20 protein-coding genes are annotated in these 23,865 nt (G+C 35.1%); 16 read left to right on the forward strand and 4 right to left on the reverse strand.

Annotated features, from left to right (window positions below):
* Positions 1-3 precede the first annotated feature (3 nt).
* The 3 genes from GZ212_RS14005 to GZ212_RS14015 all read right to left on the reverse strand — a co-directional run bounded on the left by GZ212_RS14005 (position 4) and on the right by GZ212_RS14015 (position 5,538).
* A complete protein-coding gene (locus GZ212_RS14005; RefSeq protein WP_166961497.1) occupies positions 4-3,633 on the reverse strand; it encodes a SusC/RagA family TonB-linked outer membrane protein in 3,630 nt (1,209 codons plus the stop codon).
* 102 nt (positions 3,634-3,735) lie between these two features.
* A complete protein-coding gene (locus tag GZ212_RS14010; RefSeq protein WP_166961500.1) occupies positions 3,736-4,860 on the reverse strand; it encodes a FecR family protein in 1,125 nt (374 codons plus the stop codon).
* A 120-nt stretch (positions 4,861-4,980) separates the two neighbouring features.
* Positions 4,981-5,538: an RNA polymerase sigma factor gene (locus GZ212_RS14015; RefSeq protein WP_166961504.1), complete on the reverse strand. Its 558-nt coding sequence runs from the start codon at positions 5,536-5,538 to the stop codon at positions 4,981-4,983.
* A 408-nt stretch (positions 5,539-5,946) separates the two neighbouring features.
* On the opposite strand from GZ212_RS14015, the gene GZ212_RS14020 reads away from it, so the two are divergent.
* On the forward strand, positions 5,947-6,096 hold the full coding sequence (locus tag GZ212_RS14020) for an AraC family transcriptional regulator (RefSeq protein ID WP_206080454.1): 150 nt from the start codon (positions 5,947-5,949) through the stop codon (positions 6,094-6,096).
* Between the two features lie 19 nt (positions 6,097-6,115).
* Here the strand turns inward: GZ212_RS14020 and GZ212_RS14025 are convergent, their stop codons facing one another.
* A complete protein-coding gene (locus GZ212_RS14025; protein ID WP_166961507.1) occupies positions 6,116-9,724 on the reverse strand; it encodes a metallophosphatase in 3,609 nt (1,202 codons plus the stop codon).
* 400 nt (positions 9,725-10,124) lie between these two features.
* Here GZ212_RS14025 and GZ212_RS14030 point away from each other — a divergent pair, with 400 nt between their 5' ends.
* The 15 genes from GZ212_RS14030 (at position 10,125) to GZ212_RS14100 (ending at position 23,715) form a co-directional block, all read left to right on the forward strand.
* A complete protein-coding gene (locus GZ212_RS14030; RefSeq protein WP_166961510.1) occupies positions 10,125-10,505 on the forward strand; it encodes a hypothetical protein in 381 nt (126 codons plus the stop codon).
* A 134-nt stretch (positions 10,506-10,639) separates the two neighbouring features.
* Complete coding sequence (locus tag GZ212_RS14035; protein WP_166961513.1) at positions 10,640-11,524, forward strand: hypothetical protein; 885 nt, start codon at positions 10,640-10,642, stop codon at positions 11,522-11,524.
* 109 nt (positions 11,525-11,633) lie between these two features.
* Positions 11,634-12,365, forward strand: coding sequence for a phytanoyl-CoA dioxygenase family protein (locus tag GZ212_RS14040; protein WP_166961516.1), 732 nt, complete (start codon positions 11,634-11,636; stop codon positions 12,363-12,365).
* A 136-nt stretch (positions 12,366-12,501) separates the two neighbouring features.
* On the forward strand, positions 12,502-12,873 hold the full coding sequence (locus GZ212_RS14045) for a DoxX family protein (RefSeq protein ID WP_166961519.1): 372 nt from the start codon (positions 12,502-12,504) through the stop codon (positions 12,871-12,873).
* Positions 12,874-13,351: 478 nt separating this feature from the next.
* Positions 13,352-13,930 (forward strand): hypothetical protein, encoded by a 579-nt coding sequence (locus GZ212_RS14050; RefSeq protein ID WP_166961522.1) that lies wholly within the window; start codon positions 13,352-13,354, stop codon positions 13,928-13,930.
* 4 nt (positions 13,931-13,934) lie between these two features.
* Positions 13,935-14,294, forward strand: coding sequence for a VOC family protein (locus GZ212_RS14055; RefSeq protein ID WP_166961525.1), 360 nt, complete (start codon positions 13,935-13,937; stop codon positions 14,292-14,294).
* 36 nt (positions 14,295-14,330) lie between these two features.
* Complete coding sequence (locus tag GZ212_RS14060) at positions 14,331-16,949, forward strand: glycoside hydrolase family 3 C-terminal domain-containing protein (protein ID WP_166961528.1); 2,619 nt, start codon at positions 14,331-14,333, stop codon at positions 16,947-16,949.
* Between the two features lie 128 nt (positions 16,950-17,077).
* Positions 17,078-17,911 (forward strand): AraC family transcriptional regulator, encoded by an 834-nt coding sequence (locus GZ212_RS14065; protein WP_166961530.1) that lies wholly within the window; start codon positions 17,078-17,080, stop codon positions 17,909-17,911.
* Between the two features lie 85 nt (positions 17,912-17,996).
* The gene (locus GZ212_RS14070; protein ID WP_166961532.1) at positions 17,997-18,593 is read left to right on the forward strand and encodes a YceI family protein; all 597 of its coding nucleotides are present in this window, start codon (positions 17,997-17,999) and stop codon (positions 18,591-18,593) included.
* A gap of 6 nt (positions 18,594-18,599) precedes the next feature.
* The gene (locus GZ212_RS14075; protein WP_166961534.1) at positions 18,600-19,028 is read left to right on the forward strand and encodes a DoxX family protein; all 429 of its coding nucleotides are present in this window, start codon (positions 18,600-18,602) and stop codon (positions 19,026-19,028) included.
* A 99-nt stretch (positions 19,029-19,127) separates the two neighbouring features.
* Positions 19,128-19,715 carry an ester cyclase gene (locus GZ212_RS14080; protein ID WP_166961536.1) on the forward strand — a complete coding sequence of 196 codons (588 nt, stop codon included), beginning with the start codon at positions 19,128-19,130 and terminating at the stop codon, positions 19,713-19,715.
* Positions 19,716-19,742: 27 nt separating this feature from the next.
* Positions 19,743-20,267 (forward strand): YceI family protein, encoded by a 525-nt coding sequence (locus GZ212_RS14085; protein ID WP_166961538.1) that lies wholly within the window; start codon positions 19,743-19,745, stop codon positions 20,265-20,267.
* A gap of 12 nt (positions 20,268-20,279) precedes the next feature.
* Positions 20,280-21,125: an SDR family oxidoreductase gene (locus GZ212_RS14090; protein ID WP_166961540.1), complete on the forward strand. Its 846-nt coding sequence runs from the start codon at positions 20,280-20,282 to the stop codon at positions 21,123-21,125.
* Between the two features lie 26 nt (positions 21,126-21,151).
* Entirely contained in the window at positions 21,152-22,033 is an 882-nt protein-coding gene (ygiD, locus tag GZ212_RS14095) for a 4,5-DOPA dioxygenase extradiol (RefSeq protein WP_166961542.1), read from the forward strand.
* A 167-nt stretch (positions 22,034-22,200) separates the two neighbouring features.
* Positions 22,201-23,715: a family 43 glycosylhydrolase gene (locus GZ212_RS14100; protein WP_166961545.1), complete on the forward strand. Its 1,515-nt coding sequence runs from the start codon at positions 22,201-22,203 to the stop codon at positions 23,713-23,715.
* Positions 23,716-23,865 lie beyond the last annotated feature (150 nt).

Raw genomic sequence — 23,865 nt, forward strand, 5'->3', positions numbered from 1 at the left:
CATTTAAAAGGAGACTCTCACTCCAAAAGTGTAACTAGTTAAATTTGTATAAGCCTCTGAATTAGGTGCAATAGGATCTACTCCTAAATCATTAGCCACCCACAAGAAAGGATTGGCAACCTGCATAGTCAATCGAAGATTGGTTAAGAACGTACGATCTAAAAATTTCTTTGGCATTGTATACCCCAAAATAATATCTTGAACTCTTAGGTAATCCCCTTTGTGAACATTTCGATTAGATTGATTCCAAATGCGGTGCATTGCGCTTGTATCATATCTATTTTCATATTCTCCGGTCATAGGATTTAAACCATTATAGAATACTTTTGGAACATCTGTGAATGCTTCATCACCAGGATTCATCCAACGGTTTGCCCACTCTTGATGTAGTCTAATATTCCCAAACCCATAATCATAGTTATTGTAAGAGCCATAGCCTGCAGATGCATAGTTATAAGACATTCTGAAAACATAATCAGCTTGATAGTTCATATTAACAGTAAGATCCAAACCTTTATAATTGAAGGTTGTAGAAAGACCACCATAGTGTTGAGGCACTGTAGTTCCCACGTACTCCAATTCATCAATATCAACCGTTCCTCTCCAAGATCTTGTATTACCATTAGCATCATAAAGTAGCACTTCCCCATTGTCATCTAAACCAGCAAAATTATAAGCATAAAGCCCACCAATTGGCATACCTTCTTCATATGCATTTCCTCCTGTATAACTATCAGCTGTAGGAGCATTGGTTAATTTTGCCTTAGCTAAAATATTTTTATTGTAATTGAAATTGGCTCTAACCGACCATGTAAAATCATTACTTCTAATGACATCTGCATTCAATTGCAACTCCACACCTTTATTATCAATATCTGCATAATTTACTCTTGCTGTTGACCAACCTACAGTGGGGTCAATTACTTTTGATGTATAGACATCAGTACTCTTTTTAATATAATAATCTATACTTCCAGATAGCCTGTTGTTGAAAAAAGCAAAGTCAACACCTAAATTGGTAGTTGCGGTTTCCTCCCATTTCAAATCGGAATTTCCAGGTTGACTAAGTACTAAACTATTATAGGTATTACCCCATGTAATGTTTCGAACTCGAGCAGTAGGTTCTGGATAAACTCCAATCAAACTATTTCCTCCAAGTCCATAGGTAGCTCTCACCTTCAATCGGTTAATCCAATTTGCATTATCCAAAAAAGCTTCTTTAGCTGCATCCCATGCTACACCCACCGACCATAAGGGTTTGTATCTAAAATCTGGATTACTTCCAAAAATATTTGCTTGATCAATTCTGAAACTTCCGTTTAGGGTATACTTATTTTTGAAAGTGTACCCCATATTAGAAAAATAACTTACAAAGCGATTATCTTGATTGTTGATATCAAACAATTCAGCTGCATAGAAATCATATAATCTAGCTCCAGTCCAATCGACTAAATTATAACTCAACAAAGCTGCTTCATTAATTGGCAAATAGGTAGTTGATTCTTTATCATACCCAAATTGTCTATTGCGCAAAAACTCTGTAAATCTCCTAGAGTATTCTCCTCCAGCAAATACATTCAATTGGTGATCACCCCATTCCTTATCCCAATTCAATGTGTTCTGAAAGACCCATCCTTTGGAATATGTACGCTCTTGCAAATATTGTGATCCTTTTGGAATACCATATTGATACGAATCTGTATTACTGTCATAGATATAGAAATCATTGACCATATTACGCCAAGAAGGCAAATTCATTGATTTAAAGGAATCATAATCATTCGTATTACGCTCATACCTAAAAGAACTACTAAGAGTTAAATCTTTAAGTATCTCTACATCTAATTTAAAATCAGCCCTAATATCTAATAAGGTTCTATCATTGTCCAGATTTCTGTGTTCTTCTAAATAATTATAGGTGTAGGGAGCTCCAACAAGCGGTTCACGGTCTTGAGACATCCAAGGGTTCCAGCTATAATACTTTTGAATATACTGCCCATTTTCATCAACCAATTGATCATAAGGCTGCGCCATATAAAACATATCTATTGGGTTAAAAGCTCCATATTGAGTATCAAAACTGTTATCATTCTGTTGCCTTAAAACAGCTGTCATACCAGCAGTGAAAGCAATTTTATCATTAAAATCAAAGGTGTTACGCATATTCATGGTATACCTTTCTTGATCATCGCCAATGGTTTGCCCTTCAACATCCGTATATGACAGTGACCCGAAAAAAGCATTACGTTCACCTCCTCCTGAAAGAGATAAATTATAGGTCTTTTGCATAGCATTTCTTATAAAATACTTTTCCCAATCGTTCTCAATATTTCTCCTTCTCAATTCATTCATATAGTTATTATAGGTGTTTTGAGACCAAGTAACACCATCAGGAGAAAGCCCATTCCTATATATTTGAGCCATATGAAAATCATTGATACTGGAATTACTGCCTACCAATCCATTGATATTTGTCCATCCCTTATCAATAAATTCTTGATCTAAATCCATTTCTTGAGAAGTAGACATAAGGTTTAAGTCACTTAAGTCAACTTTATTTTCCATTTTGACAAAACTTGAAAAATCTACTTTCAAGGGTTGGTTTTTTCCTCCTCTTTTAGTTACAATTACAACCACACCATTTGAGGCCCTAGACCCCCAAATTGATGATGCAGATGCATCCTTCAAAATGGTGATAGATTCAACATCTTCTGGATTGATTGACTCTAAATTTTGTTGTTCTGCTAAAGGGAAGCCGTCAACAATTATTAAAGGATTGGCAAAGGCACTTAATATGGTAGAACGCCCTCTTATTTCAAAATTGTTGAACCTCGGGTTTATATTCAAACCTGCAACTTGACCAGTGATTCTCTCAATAATATTTGTTCCAGAAGGTCGCTGTTCAAGTTGGCTTGCCCCAACTTGTGTGAAAGACCCCGCTGTTCTCTCTTCAGAAAGCTCCTGATAACCAGTTAAAACAACTTCATCTAGAGAATTAATGGACTCCTTTAAAACTACATTAATAACATTATCCGAAGAATAATTATTTAAGTTAGATATATCTATTTTTCTTGTTGTAAATCCAACATAAGAAAATTCTAATACAGCTTGTACATCCGAAACCTTAATAGTATAATTCCCTGAAAAATCAGTAGCAACCCCATTTCGAGTATTGGCTTCCAAAACTGTTACACCAGGCAATGGAATACCATTTTCATCTGTTACTTTTCCTGAAATCTGTATTCCTTGAGCTGTAGCAGAATAATTATTTTTAATAATCTGAATGGTATTATGCTCACCCATGACATAATTTAAATTGCTATTTTTTAAACTTTCGTTTAATAAATCTCCAACAAAAAACTCACCTTTTTTGAGTTGAACTTTGGGTGCATCCTGAAACAAATTTTTAGGATAAATGAAATGATAATCAGTTTGTTGTTTGATTATTTGAAATACTTCATCCACAGATACTGATTTATTATCATCAATAGTAATTTTTTGCTGTGCAAATGAGTCTTTGCCATTTAAACCAAAAACGGTGACGCAAAAAAGAAAAATAAACATTCTCATAGATAAAAGAAGAAGTCGCCTTCCAAACAAACCTGAAGGCACATGATTTAATTTAATTTTCATAAATTTGAATTGTGTTAGTTAGACATCCGATTAATTAATACATCAATTAATAGCGAAGAGACCTCACACCGCCAAATGTTAAGCTCTTCGCTTTTTTTATTTTTATTCTATAGTTATTAGTTTTCCTTCAATTTTAAAATTGGTAATAAGTCCGTAGTTTTTAATACTTTTCAGAACATCAACAATAGTTTGATCTCTTCCTAAAACACCTACAAACTGCTCATCCATAATTTTTTTGTTTTCAAAAACAATATCAAAATCATACCACCTCGAAAGCACTTTCATAATATCCTTTAATGATTTTCCATCAAAACTAAAAATACCTTCCTTCCATGAGATTTCAGGCTCAATATCAACATCAGCTATTGCCAAATTTTCTTTCACTAAATTTATGGTTGATTGTTGTCCTGGCATAAGAATTTGGTTATACTCCTCATAAGCAACCTGTACTTTACCATGAACTAAAGTGGTGTAAATAAAGGTTTCATCCTTGTAAGCCTTCACATTGAATCCTGTTCCTAAAACTTCAATTTTTTGATTTGTGTTAGAAACAACAAATTTAGACCCGTTATTTTGGGAGCTAGGTGTAACCTCAAAATAGGCTTCACCATAGACTAATTCAACTTCTCTATCTTGGTTATTTAAAAATGCAACAGGGAATTTTAATTGAGAATCAGAATTTAACCAAACCTGAGTTCCATCTGATAAACTTAAGGTAAACTGACCACCTCTAGGAATGGTTAAATAATTATATTCCAGGTTGCCCCCTTCTGTACCAGAACTATATACTAATTCCTCTCCATCACTTTTGACATACTCGGTCTCATATAACTTTCCTTTTTCAAGTTCTACAAATGAACCATCTCCTAAGGTTAATACTGCCTTGTCAGTTCCTGTAAGGATTTGATTATCTACAATAACTGGCTCTATTAAAGAAGGTTTATTTTTGGAATTAAAGTATATAGAAACAGCAAAGAAGCAAGCAACTGATGCTGCCACTGCAAATTTCCAATATATATTTTTAGAACTTTTTGGTTTAATACTTTTTTGAAGCCTCTTCCATTCACCTTCAAGATTTATATTGAGTGAATCTGCATTGTAATTTGTCTTTACATTTTCAAAATACCTTTTATGGTGTTCAGACTCTTGGTACCATTTGGAGAATACAATCTCCTCCTCAGGAGTGAGGTTATTATTTATTTTCTTAATTATTAATCTAAATTCCATTTCGGATTTATTTGGCCTTTATATGTTAGACAAATAAAACCTAAAAAAGGGTGACAAAAAATTTAAAAAAAATTAAAAAAACAGAAATTTAGATAAAAAATTAGTTTAAAAACACCTTCTTTATTGATGGGATTCAAACATAATAGCCAAAATAGATATGATTTCCGCAATTTTAAGTTTTGCTCTTTTCAATTGTGTTTTTACTGTATTGACGGAAATATTAAGTTCCAAAGCTATTTCAGAATATTTGTAATTGTTAAGATATTTTAATTTGACGATTTCTTGCATACGATCGGGTAAAGAAGTAAGAGCTTTAGACACTTGCTGATTTAGTATTTTTCTCTCGTCTTCATCACTAAGAGAAATTTCGTGCTCAGAAACCAAATTTAAAGCTAAATCCAAAAGCTCGTAATCATCGGTGATCTTTATTGTTTTTAAGAAGTTTAAGCAACGGTTTCTTACCATTGTATAAGAATAACTTTTTAAGGACACTTGAATATCAATGGATTTGGCATTCTCCCATATATAAATAAATACTTCTTGTACTAAATCCTGACTAGAATCTTGGTCAAAAAGAAATCCATTAGCATAGATAACTAAATCTTCATAGTTCTTCTCGAAAAAAGATTTGAAGACACTTTGATCTCCTTTACGAATAGACTCAAATACAAGATCCATTGGTTTAGTTAATATATTGTAAAGTTTACACCAAATCTAACAAAAAGCAACAATTCCTATAACTATCAGTTGTTTTATTTAATTTTTTTTTAAAATATCTTAAAATTAATATTATGAAAAATGGAAGCCTAAAAAAATAGATGATTTTATTAAAATATGTCATTTTCAACAGAATACTTCTAATGGTTATAGGAAATCAAATATGTTTTTTTAAATCTCAATATTATTTTAAATTGCAATAAAATCATTAATTAATCCTTAGGTTAAATTTGCATACAAAAGTGCATACGATTTAAAATTTTTAATTTTTGTAACTCACTAAAAAACAGTCTTTTAGTTTATTAAAAGCGGAGTTCATAACCCGAAAACCCTAGCTGATTTTGCCACGCCGGTTCACACTGCGTGCTCATGTCATGCCACAAAACCATCAAAGAAATTGCCTATGAATTAGGTTATAACGATGAATATTATTTCAGCAGATTCTTTAAAAAGCAAACTGATATATCACCTCAACTATTCAGGGAAACAATTGGTTTTGATTTTGGCCAATCTGCATAGTACATTTACTCCATGCTTTCTAAAAAGTAAATCCTAAAGAAAATGTAAATCTGTTACCATCTGCTCCGTGATACAGTCCCAAATTACCCGATAGAGCATTAAACCCATTAATAAAAATAGAGCCTCCATAGTTGTTATGCCACACCTGAGACTGGTCATCTTCGACCCAAATCCGACCATAGTCAAAACCTGCAGTAACTCCCATTCTTATAGGAACAAAATTAGTTCTGAACTTGGCTATTCCCACTCTTAAATCTGTACTTTGGTAGAAAGCTGTCTTTCCATTAAAACGTTCGTTTCGATACCCTCTAAGGCTAAAATTCCCACCTAAGGTCGCACCGTGATAAAACTCATAATTATCACCAAATACCATCTGGCTGCCTATTTTGGTTGCTAACACGGCTATGCCACTTTCATGAATGGGATAGTCAATGGATAGCGAAGGTTTTAAATACAGAAATTCATTATTAAATTCATCTATATTGGTTTTGTAACCCGTAGTCAAGTCAAACTGAAAACCCCGTCTTACAAAGGCTAATTGATTGCCCTTGTTTTTATATTGGAAAGATATTTCACCTCCGGCATACATTTGACTTTCAAATACATCGTTTTCTGGGTTGAAAAATTCTCCTGTGGCTTCTTGGGCATTGTAATCTACCTTATGAGATTCAACTATCGGTTTTATAGTGAACTTCATACCGTGCTCGTTTCTATAAATGAGGGAAGGTGCTACATACCATTGGGCAATCCCAATTCGATTGTATTGTTTGTCTACGGCATTATCATCATACGCACTTTCATTTCCAAAACCAAAAAAGTTCATGGCATAATTGGGACTGGTAAATCCGGCTTCAATACCAAAATTCCAATTGTGGAACACATGTGCAAATTCTCCAGAATATGTGAACTCATATCCCGAGGTTGCTGAAAAATAGGCAACTCCAAAAGTATGTTGTGATTTAAAAGGATTGTTTGCTAGTCCATAGGTTGTAAAAGTATCTGAAAATCCTACCTTAAAGCCAGCATCTGGATCCCACCCTATGGCAGGAAAAACCGTATTGGTTGTATACTTCTTCTTTTCAGAATTGTAATTGTTAATATCATAATCGTCTACCAACCATTTTTTACTATGTCCTTTGATGGTGTTCTTTTTACTTTTATAATCATAAAGTTTCGCCTTACGATTGTTTTCAAAATTATATGTGTCATTATTTTCTCCTCCCATCAGTTTCAGCTTGATTAAATGATCCCCCTCCCCTACTATTTGAAACTCGTCTTTACCATCCAAACCATATAGCCATATTTCTTTGGTAAGGCCTTTGTTATAGGTATGCTCAAAAACCAATTTATCATCACTTTCAATTGAAACCTTTGTTTTACCTTCTGGCAGCCGCGTAATTAAAAACATATCATCATCCTCTGTTCCCGTAATGATTTGAACCCGATTCAAATACTCATAATATGCACGTGCCGGCTCAGCCAATTCATCTCGACGCTTTTTTAAAGCTATTTTAATGTCCTCTGTGTATTGGTCCTGAACCGCATTGGGCAAAACCTTAAAAGAATCTTCAATAACCTGATCGCTTAATCTATTTTGGATCAATTCTACCTGCTTGTTCCAATCCTCCCATGAGAGATTCTTTATAAAAGCCTGATCTAATGAATACCCATCAAAATTGAGCCATTTTATGTTTTTATATCCTTTTTCAAAATCTTGCATTTTTCTGAAGTCAACAATCACCAACTTGAGCAATTTAAGTAGCAGGCCGTCATATCTTGGAAAAGCTTGATCACGATCACGACGTATGGGCCTATATAACTTGATATCATTATCTTGTTCAAACTCTGAAAAACGCCATTGGTCAGAATGTCGGTCCCAATCGCCAATTAACATATCCACCAATCGGGCTTTTATCCATTCAGATTCCATAATCTGATATTCTTTGGATTCGCTCATATCCTTCAGCAAGTCTGAAGTCGATACGATATCATCGGGAGCTCCAAATTTGGGATTATCTTTATTCTCATCACCTGCATGGGTTTCCATCATGTAAAGCTTATCACCATAATCTTCATTAAAAATGTTCAGGTTTTTTTGTTTAGGCAAGTAATAAATTTCAGGTTCAGCATTATAAATGTTGAGAGTGTCAAGCATAGGGTTAAGTGCAAAAGGGGCATACGGATGGGCGGTGGTATAAAAATCCTGAACCAGTCTTTCGGCCACCGTATTATCCATATAATCTTCTACATAATGATCTGTCACCACCGATTGAATAAACCGCACCGCGCTTTTACGAAGCTCTCTTAAGGTATATTCATGATCCTCTTCATCTTTAATGCGAACTGAACGGGATTGATTTCCACCTCCTTCTGAAATAGCTACTGGATTACCCGGTAATTTACTTAAATCCAATACAGGGACTTCCACTTCTTTACTGTAAACCTCTCGATAATGGGTGCCCCAAAAGAAATTGTAAAGCAAACTTTTAGAGGTCTCCTCTGAAGTGTAAATCGATGCTTTTTTGGTTGCTGGCCAGTCACTAATATCGTGGAAGGACACCTCATCCATGGTAGTTTGTTGTCTTTTTATGATGTTACTGAATACCTTTTGAGCGGTCCCATTTTCAACCGAATAAAACGCTACCTCTGAGCTGTTATCGTTATAAACGGTCAGTTTAGCAAAGCCATGATCACGTGACGCAAATTGTCCATCTTTCTTATCAGCTTTAGCCTTTCTTGTTTTTTTCCCTCCTGTACCACTAATAATTTGTGGGATACCGTCATCTGAAAGATATTGTAGATTTTCATCACTGGCTGAAACAAAAATCACATCTGGAAACATACTGGCCATGGTTTCTAAAGCACCTCGTAGTTTTTTACGCTGCTGACTGTAATAATCTTCCTTTTTGACACCTCCAATTTTTTCAAGGAATCCGCGTCTGGTATTACTCAATATTGGATGATGGATGGCTACAATAACCGTTTTGTTTTGTTCATCCTTTAGGTCGTCTTTAAATTTTGAAAAAAATTGCTCTCTGGTTTTAATATCACATTTATTGTTGATGTACAATTGTTCATCCCAATCTTCCAAAAACCACTGGGAATCAATCATAAGAAGTTCCACATTATCGGTATCCAAATCTTCTATTTCTCTCACACAACCATCATTTGGCCAAAATTCAGCTTTGCTATTATCTTGAATAAAAGACTCCATATCATCTATATTCTCATGGCCATTCTTGTTCCATTCATTTTTCCCAGGGGTATAAATGACGCGTCCATTAAAATTTTGCATGGGTTCCATCAAGGTTTTCTGTAAGAGCTCTTCCGCTCTTTTCCGGGCTTTCTTTTTAGGAGGGAATCCATTTTTACCCGTTATATTACCTATAGCCACAAAGGTAGCTTTGTCATCAGCTTGAGACATCTGGGAAATGGCAGAAAGAACTTCTTGAGTATAATGAGATTCATCTACCCCTGTATTCCCAGTGAAATAGAAAACTTGAGAAATTTTCCTAACTCCTTCCTGTGCATGGGAATGCGTAAAACTGAAGATAAGGATGAGACAAAATGGGAAATAAATTTTATGAGTATTTAAAAGACTTTGCAAAAACGTAAAAATATTCACCATAGACATGCTTTAATTTAATGCTCAGGGGGAGCTTGTTAACAGGAAATTTCAACAAAAAAAAAGAGATATGCATAAATTTTAACTATCTATAACATTTTTAAGACCTAAAAAGGGATACAATAGGGAGTGAAACCAATTAATCAATTACTTTTTTATTTTAAACAGAAAACAGATACTGTCTCCAAACAGAATTCAACAAGCCCCTTTTATAAACCAAAAATCCTACTTTGAAATTTTAAATAGTTTTGGTTTCTTCGTTTTACTGACCGACAATAATAATTTAGCCGATTCCATGTTTTCAAATTCCTTTTACTTGTAGGTATTTCTTTATATTTGGGTGCACCTATCAGAGAATAAACACAGCCGTGGGATTATATCGTTTTTATTTGCAAGCTAAAAAATGACATTCGAAGATTTTAAAATATTGCATCAAAAATTCACTTCTGACTTAAATGCGAATGTGAAATGGAATGACCCTAATTATATTAGATATATCGAAGAGATTAACGATAATATAGAATTTCAAGAATGGACTTTAGAGGAAAAATTCCGCAAAAATAAATTTGATTCGGAATCCATATGTTGCTTAAAAATGGCAGACCAAATATTCGAAAGTTTAGACAAAAAAGGAAATATAAAATATGGAGATGTCGATGTTGTGATTAATAAAAGGACCGATGGAACTTACGGAATTCCTATTCACGATGGAGGAACTTCTATAATTGAAATTAACTTTTGTCCTTGGTGTGGACAGAATTTAACCGACAAAGAAGCCAACTGATGAAACGGTATATTTAGTGCAGAAACCGAAAGTAAGATATATAACCAGCTTGATCTCTCTTCGGATAATCTTGCGTATTATTCCATACCGAAATCATTAGAGACAAACCATTAGCAACAATAATGAAAAACCAAATGCAGAAAATTAAAACATTTACATTATTAATCTCGATTGCGACAATCGTTTCTTGCCAATTTAACCAATCAGTAGAAAAAGATTTGACTACAGGAGCTTATTCCAGAGGTGATGGAATTGGAGTTGATGATATTATTATAGAAATTAACGGAGAAACTGACAATAGAAATGAATTTGTGTTTGGAGAAAAAGTTAACCTTATATTTAATAATGTTACTGGACTAACTTATTCTGATGGGAAAACCTATCCAGAATTATCAATGTACATTGTAAAAAATGAGAAAGACACTGTTTTATCTAATCCAAACCTATTAAAAAGCTTGAAGAACGGGACCGAACTTTCGCCACTCCAATTACAAGCAAATTTCATAACTGCTTTACCAAATTACGATAATGAAAAATACAAAGTCTATGTAGAAATTACCGATAAAAAAGGAAATGGAGCATTTAACTATGAACTGCCATTTACAGTTAAGAAAAACGACCTATTAGATATCAAAAGCAACGGTATAGAGTATTCTACAATTTATCTATGGAATGAAACTTTAAAACAACCTGTTTTTGACAATGAAGTAAGCTCGGAACATCTATTTATCTTAATTCTTAATGAAATAGAAGGTTTGGAACTAACTAATGACAAGGTATTTCCTATTTTCTCAATTGACTTAAAAGACAACAATGGTAATGAAATACTTTCCAACCCTAACCTATTAAGTGCCTACGAAGAAGAAGGAGTGAATTATAAAGACGTGAAAAGTCAAGTTACAGCTAAACTTACTTTTGCAAAAGGTCAAATTAACAACCCTTGCAAATTGACTGCAAAACTAAAAGATAAAAATTCAGAAAAAGAGGTTAATATTTCAGCTGTATTGAATATAAATTAAAATTACTACCAATAACTGTAAGTAATTAAGCGTTCTTGACTACTTCTTACAAGCCAACGGGTTTTGAATCAAAAAACTGGATACATACCGTTTTTGTACTTGCTAAAAAATGAACTACGAAAAGAATAAAATAGAACTAGAAGAAAATGGATTTTCCGTTTTAGATAACTTGTATTCCGACAATGAAATAAACGGAATTTTAGCTTGTATCGAAAATGCCGAACAAGACGGGAATACGTTTATGAAAACAAAGGATTTATTTGCGATTAGGCAATTAATCAAAAATATACCTGAATTGAGTGTCTTGCTGTTTAACGAAAAGTTGATTGAATTAATTTCTGACCTTTCTGAATCTGAATATTTTCTGACCAAAGCAATCTATTTTGACAAACCAAGCAAATCGAATTGGTTTGTTGCTTATCATCAAGATTTGAGCATTTCGGTTGACCAAAAAATGGAATTGGAAAATTATACAAATTGGACTTTTAAAAAAGGTCAATACGGTGTTCAACCACCAATTGAGGTTTTGGAAGACACCATAACAATCCGAATTCATTTAGACAAAACAAATAGAAATAATGGCGCTTTAAAGGTAATCCCTAAATCTCACCTAAATGGAATAGTTCGTGCTGAATCAAAAGATTGGAATTTAGACAAAGAGTATGTTTGTGAGGTGGAAAAAGGTGGAGCCATGTTAATGAAACCTTTGACTTTACACGCTTCAAATAGAACCACAAACGGCATGAAAAGACGAGTAATACATTTAGAATTTAATAAACATAATCTGACTGAACCGCTTGCTTGGTTAGAACGCTATGGAATAAAAAAAACAAGTAAATAAGATTGTATCATACTAATTTTCTTAACCACTCGCTAAGCTTTAGTTACCAGATTGGATGACATCTGCATCACTAAGATCTTTACCAAAAAGAAAACAAATATGAATCTCAAAAGAGAAATAAATAAATTTTAAAATAATGAAAAGAAACTTTAATGATTTAGCACTGTTAATTTTAAGAGTTGGATTTGGGGGCTTTATGCTAACCCATGGAATACCGAAAATGGGTATGTTATCAAATCCCTCCGATTTTGGTGATCCAATGGGTGTTGGCTCAACAATATCTTTAATTTTAGCACTTATTGGAGAAGTGGTTGCCCCCATTTTGTTGATAATTGGCTTCAAAACGAAATGGGCTGCAATTCCTGCTGCAATTACCATGGCAGTTGCTGCATTTGTAGTACATGCCAAAGACGATCTAGCAACCAAAGAACATGCTTTATTGTTTTTAATTGCTTTTGTTGTGATATTTCTAGCAGGGGCTGGAAAATATTCAATTGACAAAGGCTAAAGAGGTTTGCTACTTCCAAACTCTAAATTGGGATGAACAAAGATTTGGTATATAAATGACAGTGAAAATATAACCTGATGCTAACATTGCCTGTTAGTAATGTTTATATTCAAAAAATACTTTTGGTATTAACCTTAAGTAATGAAGGGAATGAACATTGCTTGGTGAAAATGGAATCATGTTCGTACTTGTTACTGGTGTCTTTGGAATTTATTTTTGGTGGAAAGCCATCAACGAAAAAATGTAAAGTGAGAAACAATTTTACCAAAGTTAGGTTCCTGATTTCTGCTTTTACTACGGAAAATCCTCACAATTTTCATATCTTCGGTTTGCTGCAAAATTCTTAACAGATTTTGCTTGCTTGAAGAACTTCATCGACCTTGAAAAGTCACTTTTAAAATACACTATGAATAAATTCTTGTTAATTTTTGTTCTACTACCTTTTACAATGCTATTTAGTCAAACATTGAGGTTTGATATGATGGTTACATATGCTATTGACTACAAAAACTCAAATTATGAGTTTAGCACCTACGGAATATCCACAAATGATAATTATCTAATGAATATTCACAATAATCATGACGGAAGTCAAGATGCAAGTGTTTATGATTTTAAATCTATGAAAATACATCACTATAAAGTAACCCATAATACATCCAATAAAGCAGATAATATTGATAATTTTGATTTTGTCTACTCTTTTACAAACTCATTTAGCGACTATTTCCCCAAACAATCCTATGATAACAATATTCATTTTGATTTTAAAAAAGTTGCCACTGAGGAAGATAAAGAAACCGTTGATTTGATTTTCTATAAAAACAAAGCCAAAACTAGGTCAAAAAGCAAGTTGGAGTTACAAATATTAAATTCAGAACTTAATTTATTTCCCCTATTTCGCTTTACCTGTTTACATCCTATGGAGTGTATTCAAGACCTTAATTATGACAAATCAGGGTTAGTCCTCTCTGCCATATCAGAAAATGAAACAGAAAAATATACTTTAAAATCCTTTAAGGAGACAAGTTTAGAAATAGTATTACCAAAACAATAAAGACATGCTTGGTTTAAGAACAACAATTTATAAAGTAGGTGACATTCAAAAAGCAACCGAATGGTATACCAAAGCTTTTGAAACTCCCCCTTACTTCAATGAACCCTATTATGTCGGCTTCAATATTGGTGGCTACGAATTGGGACTTCAACCCGAAGAAAACCCCACCACAGATAAAATTGAGAGCGTTGTTTCCTATTGGGGAGTTGACAAAATTGAGGAAGTTTATGATCGCCTCATTCAAATAGGAGCCACAGCACATGAAAAACCATATAATGTGGGAGGTGAATTAATGACGGCTACAGTGAAAGACCCTTTCGGAAATATCATTGGGCTTATTTATAATCCGTATTTTAAAATTTAGAAGATCAAGAACCTCAGACTGAAAATCACTCACTAAATGAAATCTTTTTACTCTCTTCTTATCGTTTGCATTTTTGGCCTTCCTATTAATGCCCAAAATAGCAGTGTCGATTTTTCCTATTTAGACCAAAATCTTTCTTTTGAAAAACGGGTGGATATTTTGGTAAACCAAATGACCAACGAAGAAAAAATTAGTCAATTAGTGAATGAAGCTGACGCTATTCCTAGATTAAAAGTACCCGCATATAATTGGTGGAACGAATGTTTACACGGGGTTGCCAGAGCTGGTTATGCTACGGTATTTCCTCAATCTATTTCTGTAGCAGCTTCGTTTAATAAATCGCTTTTAAGGGAAATTGGCGATGTGATATCTGATGAAGCCAGAGCCAAACATCATGAATTTGTTAGAAACAATAAACGAGGAATCTATACGGGTCTGGATTTTTGGTCACCCAATATCAATATATTTCGTGATCCTCGTTGGGGACGCGGACATGAAACCTATGGAGAGGATCCTTTTTTAACAGGAGAGTTAGCTTCTCAGTTTATTCTAGGACTTCAAGGTGAAGATTCTAAATATTTAAAAACAATCGCTACTTCAAAGCATTTTGCGGTTCACTCGGGGCCGGAAGCATTAAGACATTCTTTTGATGTGGATGTAAGTGACAGAGATTTATACGAAACCTATCTACCGGCTTTCAGAAAAACAGTTTTTGATGCTAAGGTACACTCCATCATGGGGGCTTACAACCGATTTAGAGGTGAATCGTGTAGCGGCAGTGATTTCTTATTAAACAAGATATTAAGAGACGATTGGGGCTTTGATGGTTATGTTGTCTCCGATTGTGGTGCTATTCGAGATATTCATACAGGCCACCATATTGCAAAAACCGAAGCGGAAGCTGCCTCCATTGGACTAAAAGGAGGTTGTGACCTAAACTGCGGAAGTTACTACAACTATTTAACAGAAGCTTTAGAGGAAGGTTTGGTAAGTGAAGAAGACATCAATATTGCAGTAAAGCGCACTTTGCTAGCACGATTTAAACTGGGGATGTTTGATAGTGAAAATGACGTTGAATTTTCAAAAATCCCATATAGTATTGTTTGTTCCGATGCGAACAACAGTTTAGCTAAAAAAGCGGCGCTGGAAAGTATTATCCTTTTAAAAAATAGCGATAATTTATTGCCTTTAGACAAAAATAAACTTAACAAAATTGCCATTATTGGTCCCAATGCAGACAATTGGGAATCGCTTTTAGGTAACTACCACGGTACTCCTAAAAATCCGGTTACCTTTTTAACAGGCTTAAAAAATAAAGTAGAGCCTGTTATTGAAATATCATATGCTGAAGGCTGTCACCTTTCGGAAGAAAAATTAAACCTGAAGCCCATTCCTTCGGTGTTTTTTGAAACTCTTGACGGTAAACAAGGTTTAGAGGCTTCATATTTTAATAATGTCAAATGGGATGGCTCACCTGTTTTACAACGTATAGATGATAATATTGATTTTTCATGGCAAAACGATCCGATCTCTGTTGATTTAGACGATAACTTCTCTGTGCTTTGGAAAGGTTACTTGGTGCCACAAACATCAGGTTCTTATGAATTAGCGATTTTATCAAAACGAGGGATGTCCTTAAAAATTGAAGGACAAGATATTACTAATGGTAAAGGTTCTGCGCATCACCCTAAATACGCCACCAGCATTTTAAATCTAGAAGCCGGAAAAAAATATGAAATTGAGGTTAGATATTTTAGTGACGAAACCAATGCTTTGGCGCAGATGCTTTGGGCTAGAACAGATACCGATAAAATTCAAGAAGCCGTTGAAATAGCTAACAATGCAGATCTTTCTGTTGTCGTATTAGGATTATCACAGCGCCTAGAAGGCGAAGGGGGTGATAAAAAAGACTTAGATTTACCACGACAACAAACCGAACTACTTAAAGCCATAAAAGCCACTGGTAAGCCCGTAATTTTAGTTATTAATGCGGGAAGTGCACTGGCTATTAATTGGGCAAAGGAACATGTAGATGCCATTATTAATGTGGGATATCCTGGTGAAGAAGGCGGTAATGCGCTGGCAGATGTCATTTTTGGAGATTATAATCCTGCTGGAAGATTACCAATTACCTATTATAATTCACTGGAAGATTTACCACCTTTTGAAGATTACAACATGAAAGGGAGAACCTATCGTTATTTTGAAGGCGAGCCGCTTTATCCTTTCGGATATGGCTTAAGCTATACGACGTTTAAATATTCTGATTTAAAATTTCCAAAGCAAATCAAAGCTGGAGAAAGCCTTGACGTATCTGTTACCGTTACAAACTCAGGAAACCGCTCTGGTGATGAAGTCATTCAAGTGTATTTAACCGACGAGAAAGCATCAACTCCAAGACCAATTAGACAGCTAGTAGCATTCGACCGTATCCACCTAAAACCAAACGAATCTAAATCCATTAGTTTTACAATAACTCCACGACAGCTTTCATTAATAAATAAGCAAACAAAACGAGTTATTGAGTCTGGTGATTTCACCCTTTTTGTTGGTGGTGAACAACCAGGTTTTAAAGGAACAAACCAAGCAACCTCTACCGAAGTAATTTCTGGAATGTTTAAAGTTAAAGGCACATTAGAAATAGAAGGACTTTAGAAAATGACCTATTGAAAAACCAAAAGAAAACCATAAGGTCTTTCCCTTTTTATTATCTTTATACTAATAATTTCAAAAGCTCCTTCTTGGATTATATCCATTCCCTAACTTAACCAATCAAGGTTTCAATGAATAAATTATTTCACATATTTAAGGTTGATGTTGAGGAAGCCAACAGAATTGCTGAATTATCTGAAGAGCCGCACAACCATGATTTCGAAGAATTATTAATCGGAATAAAAGGGGAACTAGAGCATTTTATAGATTTCAACACAACACAAACACAAGCCCCATTTGTGAGTTTTGTATCCAAAGGAAAAGTACATAAACTTCTCCCTAAACCACTAAACGGAGATTGCGAAATTTGGGGCATTCGATTTAAAAGTGAATTTATTCCTGAGACCACTTTTCAACTGTATTCACTTTATCACAATCAAGCCAACTTATCTCTGGAGGAAGGCTTCTGTTTTCAGAGATTGGTCACTTTATGCCAAATGATATATGATGAAACCCAACAGGAAATGGTTGACTACGCCATTATCAGACAGTTGTTAGGGGTATTACTTACTATGATTGAGACGGAACGAAAAAAATTGACACCACCTGATCAAACCATTCAAAAAACACAACACATATCCTTTGGAAACTTTTTGAACATCCTAGAAGAAAACTTTAGGAGACCAGTGGGAGTTGAATTCTATGCCGAAAAACTCTTTATGTCCTCAAGAAACCTCAACTTGATCTGCCACAATATTATGGAACAAAGTGTTTCTGAAATTATAGAAACCCGTAAGTTGATAGAAGCCAAAAACCTCCTTATTTCTACTGATAAGACCATCTCAGAAATAGCTTATGAGTTGGGCTACAACGAAAACTCTTATTTCTCAAAAGTCTTCAAAAAGAAAGCTGGTCAATCACCAAATGAGTTTCGTGAAGAAATGAAAAGCACCCTCATTTCCTAAAATTACCATTCGTTTACCGAATTGTGTAAGACCACAGGCGCCTGTTGTTTCCATCTTTGCATTGTCAATTTAAAACAAGTAAAAGATGAAAAAAACAATTCTAATTTTAGTAGCCGTATTTTTAATTAATAACCTAACTGCAACAGCACAGTCTGAAAAGCAAATCTGGACCAATGATCCGCCACACTCCCAATTATATTTTACAGTAACACATTTAGGGTTTAACGATATCAGTGGGACTTTTGACAATGCAACTATTAAGGTTAGCGCGTCAAAACCTGATTTTAGTGATGCCACTTTTGAGTTAACCGCCCAAACAAATTCCATTAATACCTTAGTGGAAGCTAGAAACAACCACTTGAAAAGTGCTGATTTTTTTGATGTTGAAAAATTTCCAACATTGTCCTTTAAAACCACTGAATTAAAAGCAAAAGGAAAAGGAAAATTCAAATTAACAGGGGACCTTACCATGCACGGAGTAACCAAATCAGTTACTCTTGATCTTATTTACAGAGGTCAAACTACCAACCCTATGAGTTCTAAACTTACCACCTCGTTTCAGGTGACTGGTGTTATCAAACGTTCAGATTTCTCAGTAGGTGACAAATTCCCTGAGGTAATTGTAAGTGATGAAGTAAGAATCAAATTCTCAGGAGAATTTATTCAACCTGACAAACAATAAATCGTCATGCTAGATTATTTATTAGAGATCTTAAAAGTAAATCAGAGTGCTACAAATATTGATGTGGCACTCTTGATCTTGAGAGTAGCAATTGGAATATTAATGCTTCAACATGGGATTCCAAAAGTTAAGAAGCTCATGTCAGGAGAATCCATCCAATTTTTTGCAACCTTTGGTTTAAGTGAGCGTAACTCCCTTAAAATGGCAGCTTTCGTGGAAGTATTTTTCTCAATCTGTGTCATTTTAGGCCTAGGCACCACCATTACCGTGATTCCGTTATTGTTCACCATGATTATAGCCGCTTTTCACACATTGAAATCTCAACCTTTTGACAAAAAAGAAGTACCTATTTTATATCTGTTAGTTTATGTGGCCTTATGTCTTTCAGGAAGCGGTACATTCTCATTGGATTACCTACTATTCGGACTGAGTTAACTCTAATTTCCTAAAATTACCATTCATTTACCGAAAAGTATAAGACACTAAACACCTAATATTCTGACCTTTGTAACATCAATTTAAAACACATTAAAAATGAAATCAACCTTAAAAACCTTAAGCAAAATAGCAACAGTAGCTTTCGTCTTCATGACTTTTCTTGCTAGCTGTTCAAATGACAAAACCACCGAATTGGAAGAAAAAATAGCCACTTTGGAAGCAGAACTACAAACATATAAGGATGCCGAAGCTATAACCCAAGAACGTTTGGTAGCGTTTGATTCTTTGGATTTTGAATTTTATACCAACCAAAAATGGGAAAACTTTAGCCACAGCCATACCGATGATATCGTAGTTTACAATGCTGATGGAAGTATTTCAAAAGGACTGTATCCAAACCACATCAATGACTTAAAACCCATGTTTGTTTTCGCACCAGATACCAAAATAAAAACACATCCAGTAAAATTTGGAACAGGTGACTGGACTGCTGTTATTGGTGAATTAGAAGGGACATTCACAGAACCAATGCCTATTGGTGATGGAAAAACAATTCCTCCAACTGGAAAAACATTCAAATTAAGAATGGCTACAATCGGACACTGGGATGGTTCAAAAATGACCGAAGAATACCTGTTCTATGATAATCTATCCTTTATGAAACAAATAGGATTGGCTGAATAAATTAAAAATTAATAAAAACATCAAATCATGGCAAATACAACATGGGCAATCGACCCAACACATAGTGAAATAGGTTTTAAAGTAAAACACCTTATGATTTCTAATGTCAAAGGGTTCTTTACAAATTATCAAGCTTCCATTGAGGGAGAAGATTTAACAAAATCACCTGTAAATGTGCAAATTGAATCTAGCTCTATAAGTACAAACAATACAGATAGAGACAACCACTTGAAAAGTGCAGATTTCTTTGACACCGAAAACTTCCCCACTATTACCTTTAAGAGTCAATCATTTACAAAAATAGATGATGACACATACAAACTTTCGGGAATCCTAACCATTAAGGATGTGAGCAAGGAAATTGAATTGGATGTTGAGTATGGTGGAACCAACAAGGATCCTTGGGGTAATGAAAAACTAGCTTTGGAAGTGACTGGAAAAATAAACCGTAAAGACTTCGGACTAAATTGGAATGCAGCTTTAGAAACAGGAGGCGTTTTGGTTGGTGATGACGTGAAGCTTCATGCAGAAGTTCAATTTGTTAAACAATAAAACCGAATTAAAATGAAAGTAGGAATAACAGGAGCTTCTGGAAAGCTAGGACAATGGGTCATTACCAAACTTAAGGAAAGAATGGCTTCAGAAGACATTGTTGCTTTGGTTCGTACACCAGAAAAAATGGAAGGTGTAGGTATTGAAGCTAGAACTTTTGATTATAACGAACCTGATCAATTGGCAAAAGCCTTAACAGGTATAGATAAACTCCTATTAATTTCTGGAAATGAAATAGGAAAACGCTTTGAACAACATGCAGCCGTTATCAAAGCAGCCCAGGAAGCTGGCGTTAAACATCTTGTCTACACCAGTTTGTTAAGAGCAGACGCTTCTACCCTAGTTTTGGCTCCAGAACATTTAGAGACCGAAAAAGCTATTAAAGATTCGGGTATAGAATATACTATTTTGCGAAACGGTTGGTATAATGAAAATTACACAGAGGCGGTAAAAGACACCATTTCCCAAGGCACGTTATATGGTAGTTCTGGAGATGGTAAAATCTCATCAGCTGCACGTGAAGATTTCGCAGAAGCTGCTGCCATTGTATTAAGTGAGGATAGTCATAAAAATAAAACTTATGAGCTTTCTGGAGACCAATCCTATACGATGACTGACTATGCTTCAGAGATTTCAAAATTAGTGAAAACGGATATTCCTTATGTGAATTTACCGGAAGCTGAGTTTGCCAACGCTTTAGAGCAAGCTGGACTACCTACCCCAGTGGCAGCCTTTTTTGCTGGAACACATACCGCAACCTTAAATGGTGACTTGTATGATAATGATAACCAACTTAGTAAGTTAATAGATAGACCCACTACCTCGATTTCCGAATCACTTGCTAAGGAATTGTCTTAAAAAAAAAATCAACTAGGAGACCTCAAATGAAAAGAAAGCAATTTTTAAAATCACTAGCTTTATTGCCTTTAATCGGTTCGACAATGCACTTAAGAGATTTAAATAAAATGACCTCCAACATGAGTAATACAGGCAAAATGCCTGTATTATTCCTGGGTCATGGCAGTCCGATGAATGCCATCGAGGAGAACGAGTTTGTAGAAGGATTTAGAACAATAGGAAGAAGTCTTCAAAAGCCCAACGCCATTCTTTGCGTATCCGCTCATTGGGAAACCCGTGGCACCTTCGTAACAGCCATGAACAACCCGAAAACCATCCATGATTTTGGTGGCTTTCCACAGGCTTTGTTTGATGTAGAATATCCCGCTCCTGGAAGTCCAGATTTAGCTTTGGAAACACAAAAACTCATTACCAAAACCCATGTGGAATTAGACCATAAATGGGGTCTAGATCATGGCGCATGGAGTGTGATTAAACATCTGTATCCAAATGCTGATGTACCTGTTATTCAAATGAGTATTGATTATTCCAAGCCAGGTCGTCACCACTATGAATTGGCTCAAGAGTTAAACCGTTTACGCCACAAAGGAGTGTTGATTATTGGAAGTGGGAATATGGTGCACAATTTGCGAAAAGTAGCTTGGAACAAACTTCATGAAAACTATGCTTTTGAATGGGCAACTGAAGCCAATGAAACCATGAAAAAGCACATTTTGAATGGGGACCATCAAAAGCTCATCGATTTTAAATCACAAGGTACCGCCTTTGATCTGGCTATTCCAACTCCAGAACATTACATCCCCATGCTTTATGCCTTAGGGTTAAAAGACGAAAACGAAACCGTCAGGCTATTTAATGATAAAGCCGTGGGAGGTTCTTTAACCATGACTTCGTTTATTGCAGGATAATTTGTCAAATCGATACTGCACTCAATAAGAAATCAGGCTATCTTGAATTAGGTTTTATTGTGGCTGAGCTGTTCTAAAATTAAATTGAAAATCGTATATTTACGGTCAATATGACCATAAGTCGTATTGCACACAGCTCACACAATACTAATTTAATAGACACCTTCATGAAGCGGATCATTTTATCATGGTTACTAGGCCTCGTAGCCTTGACCTTTCAGGCGCAAAATCAGAATTACAGACAAGACAATCCCAAAGGCACTTACACCAATCCTATTTTTCCCGGAGACTATCCAGACCCCAGTATTTTAAGGGATGGTGAAGACTTTTATATGGTACACTCATCCTTTGAGTACTATCCAGGATTACTAATTTGGCATTCCACCGACTTAATTAATTGGGAACCTATCACGAATGCCTTAAATACCTATGTGGGCTCTGTCTGGGCACCAGACTTGGTAAAATATGAAGACAAATACTATATCTATTTTCCTGCCAGTGATACCAATTATGTCATCGTAGCCGATGATATTAAAGGACCTTGGAGCAAACCCAAGGAACTTAAAATTACTATGATTGATCCAGGTCATATTACCGATAAAGATGGCAACAGATTTCTATATTTTAGCAGCGGTAGCTACGTACCTTTATCTAAGGACGGTCTGACAGTAACGGGGGAACCCAAACATGTTTATGATGGTTGGGAAATTCCTCGAGAATGGAGTATAGAATGTTTTTGTATGGAAGGTCCCAAGCTATTTAAGCGCGGAGAGTATTACTATTTAACTGTTGCCGAAGGAGGTACTGCCGGTCCTGCTACAGGACATATGGTTATTTCAGCCCGTTCCAAATCACCTTTGGGACCTTGGGAAAATGCTCCACATAATCCTATTTTAAGAACCCAATCTGTAGATGAACCTTGGTGGTCTATGGGACACGCCACCATTTTTGATGATGGTCAAGATAACTGGTACATGCTATTCCATGGCTATGAAAAGGACTTTTATAATATGGGTAGACAAACCATGCTGGTTCCCGTAGAATGGACCAAAGATGGCTGGTACCGCATTCCTGATAATATTTCGGTTAATAAACCTATAAAACTACCTAATCTTGAAAATGAGCTTAAGTCTTCGTTTTCACTTAGTGATTCTTTCCAAGGTCCCGATTTAAATCCCCAATGGAGTTTCTTTAAAGAAAGTAATAGTGAACGCTTTCAGTTTGCCAACCAAGGACTTGAAATTCAAGGCAAAGGTAATAGTGTAGCTGGATGCTCCCCCTTATTAACCATGCCTTCCAACCATTCCTACACGGCGGATGTAGAATTGGAAATTGAGGGTGATGCGACAGGAGGTTTGGTGTTATTTTATAACGAACGAGCCTTTTCCGGTATTCTTGCAGATAAAAGCAATGCCTTGGCCAACTTAAGGGGGTGGCAATTTACAACCGAGGCCAATGTTATTAAAAGACATGTTTATTTACGTCTTAAAAACACCAATAATTTGGTGGATATGTATTATAGTTTGAATGGTACTGATTGGGTGAAAATCGAAAATTCCTTTGATGCTTCGGCATACCATCACAACGTACTAAGTGGTTTTATGGCACTACGCATTGGACTTTGCTCTATGGGCGAAGGTCAAGTGAGGTTTAAGAATTTTGTGTACACACCTTTAGATTAAAATATTATAAGAAAAGCGTTATGTAAGAACATGACGCTTTTTTATCTTCTCATCTTTAAAAATTGCAATCTTCTTAGCATTTTAAGATATTGCACTTATATATCACAAACTAATTAATTCTCCTACGATGTTAAATTCATCCTTCAAACT

This window comes from Mangrovimonas sp. CR14 (assembly GCF_011764015.1).
Taxonomy (GTDB): Bacteria; Bacteroidota; Bacteroidia; order Flavobacteriales; family Flavobacteriaceae; genus Mangrovimonas; species Mangrovimonas futianensis.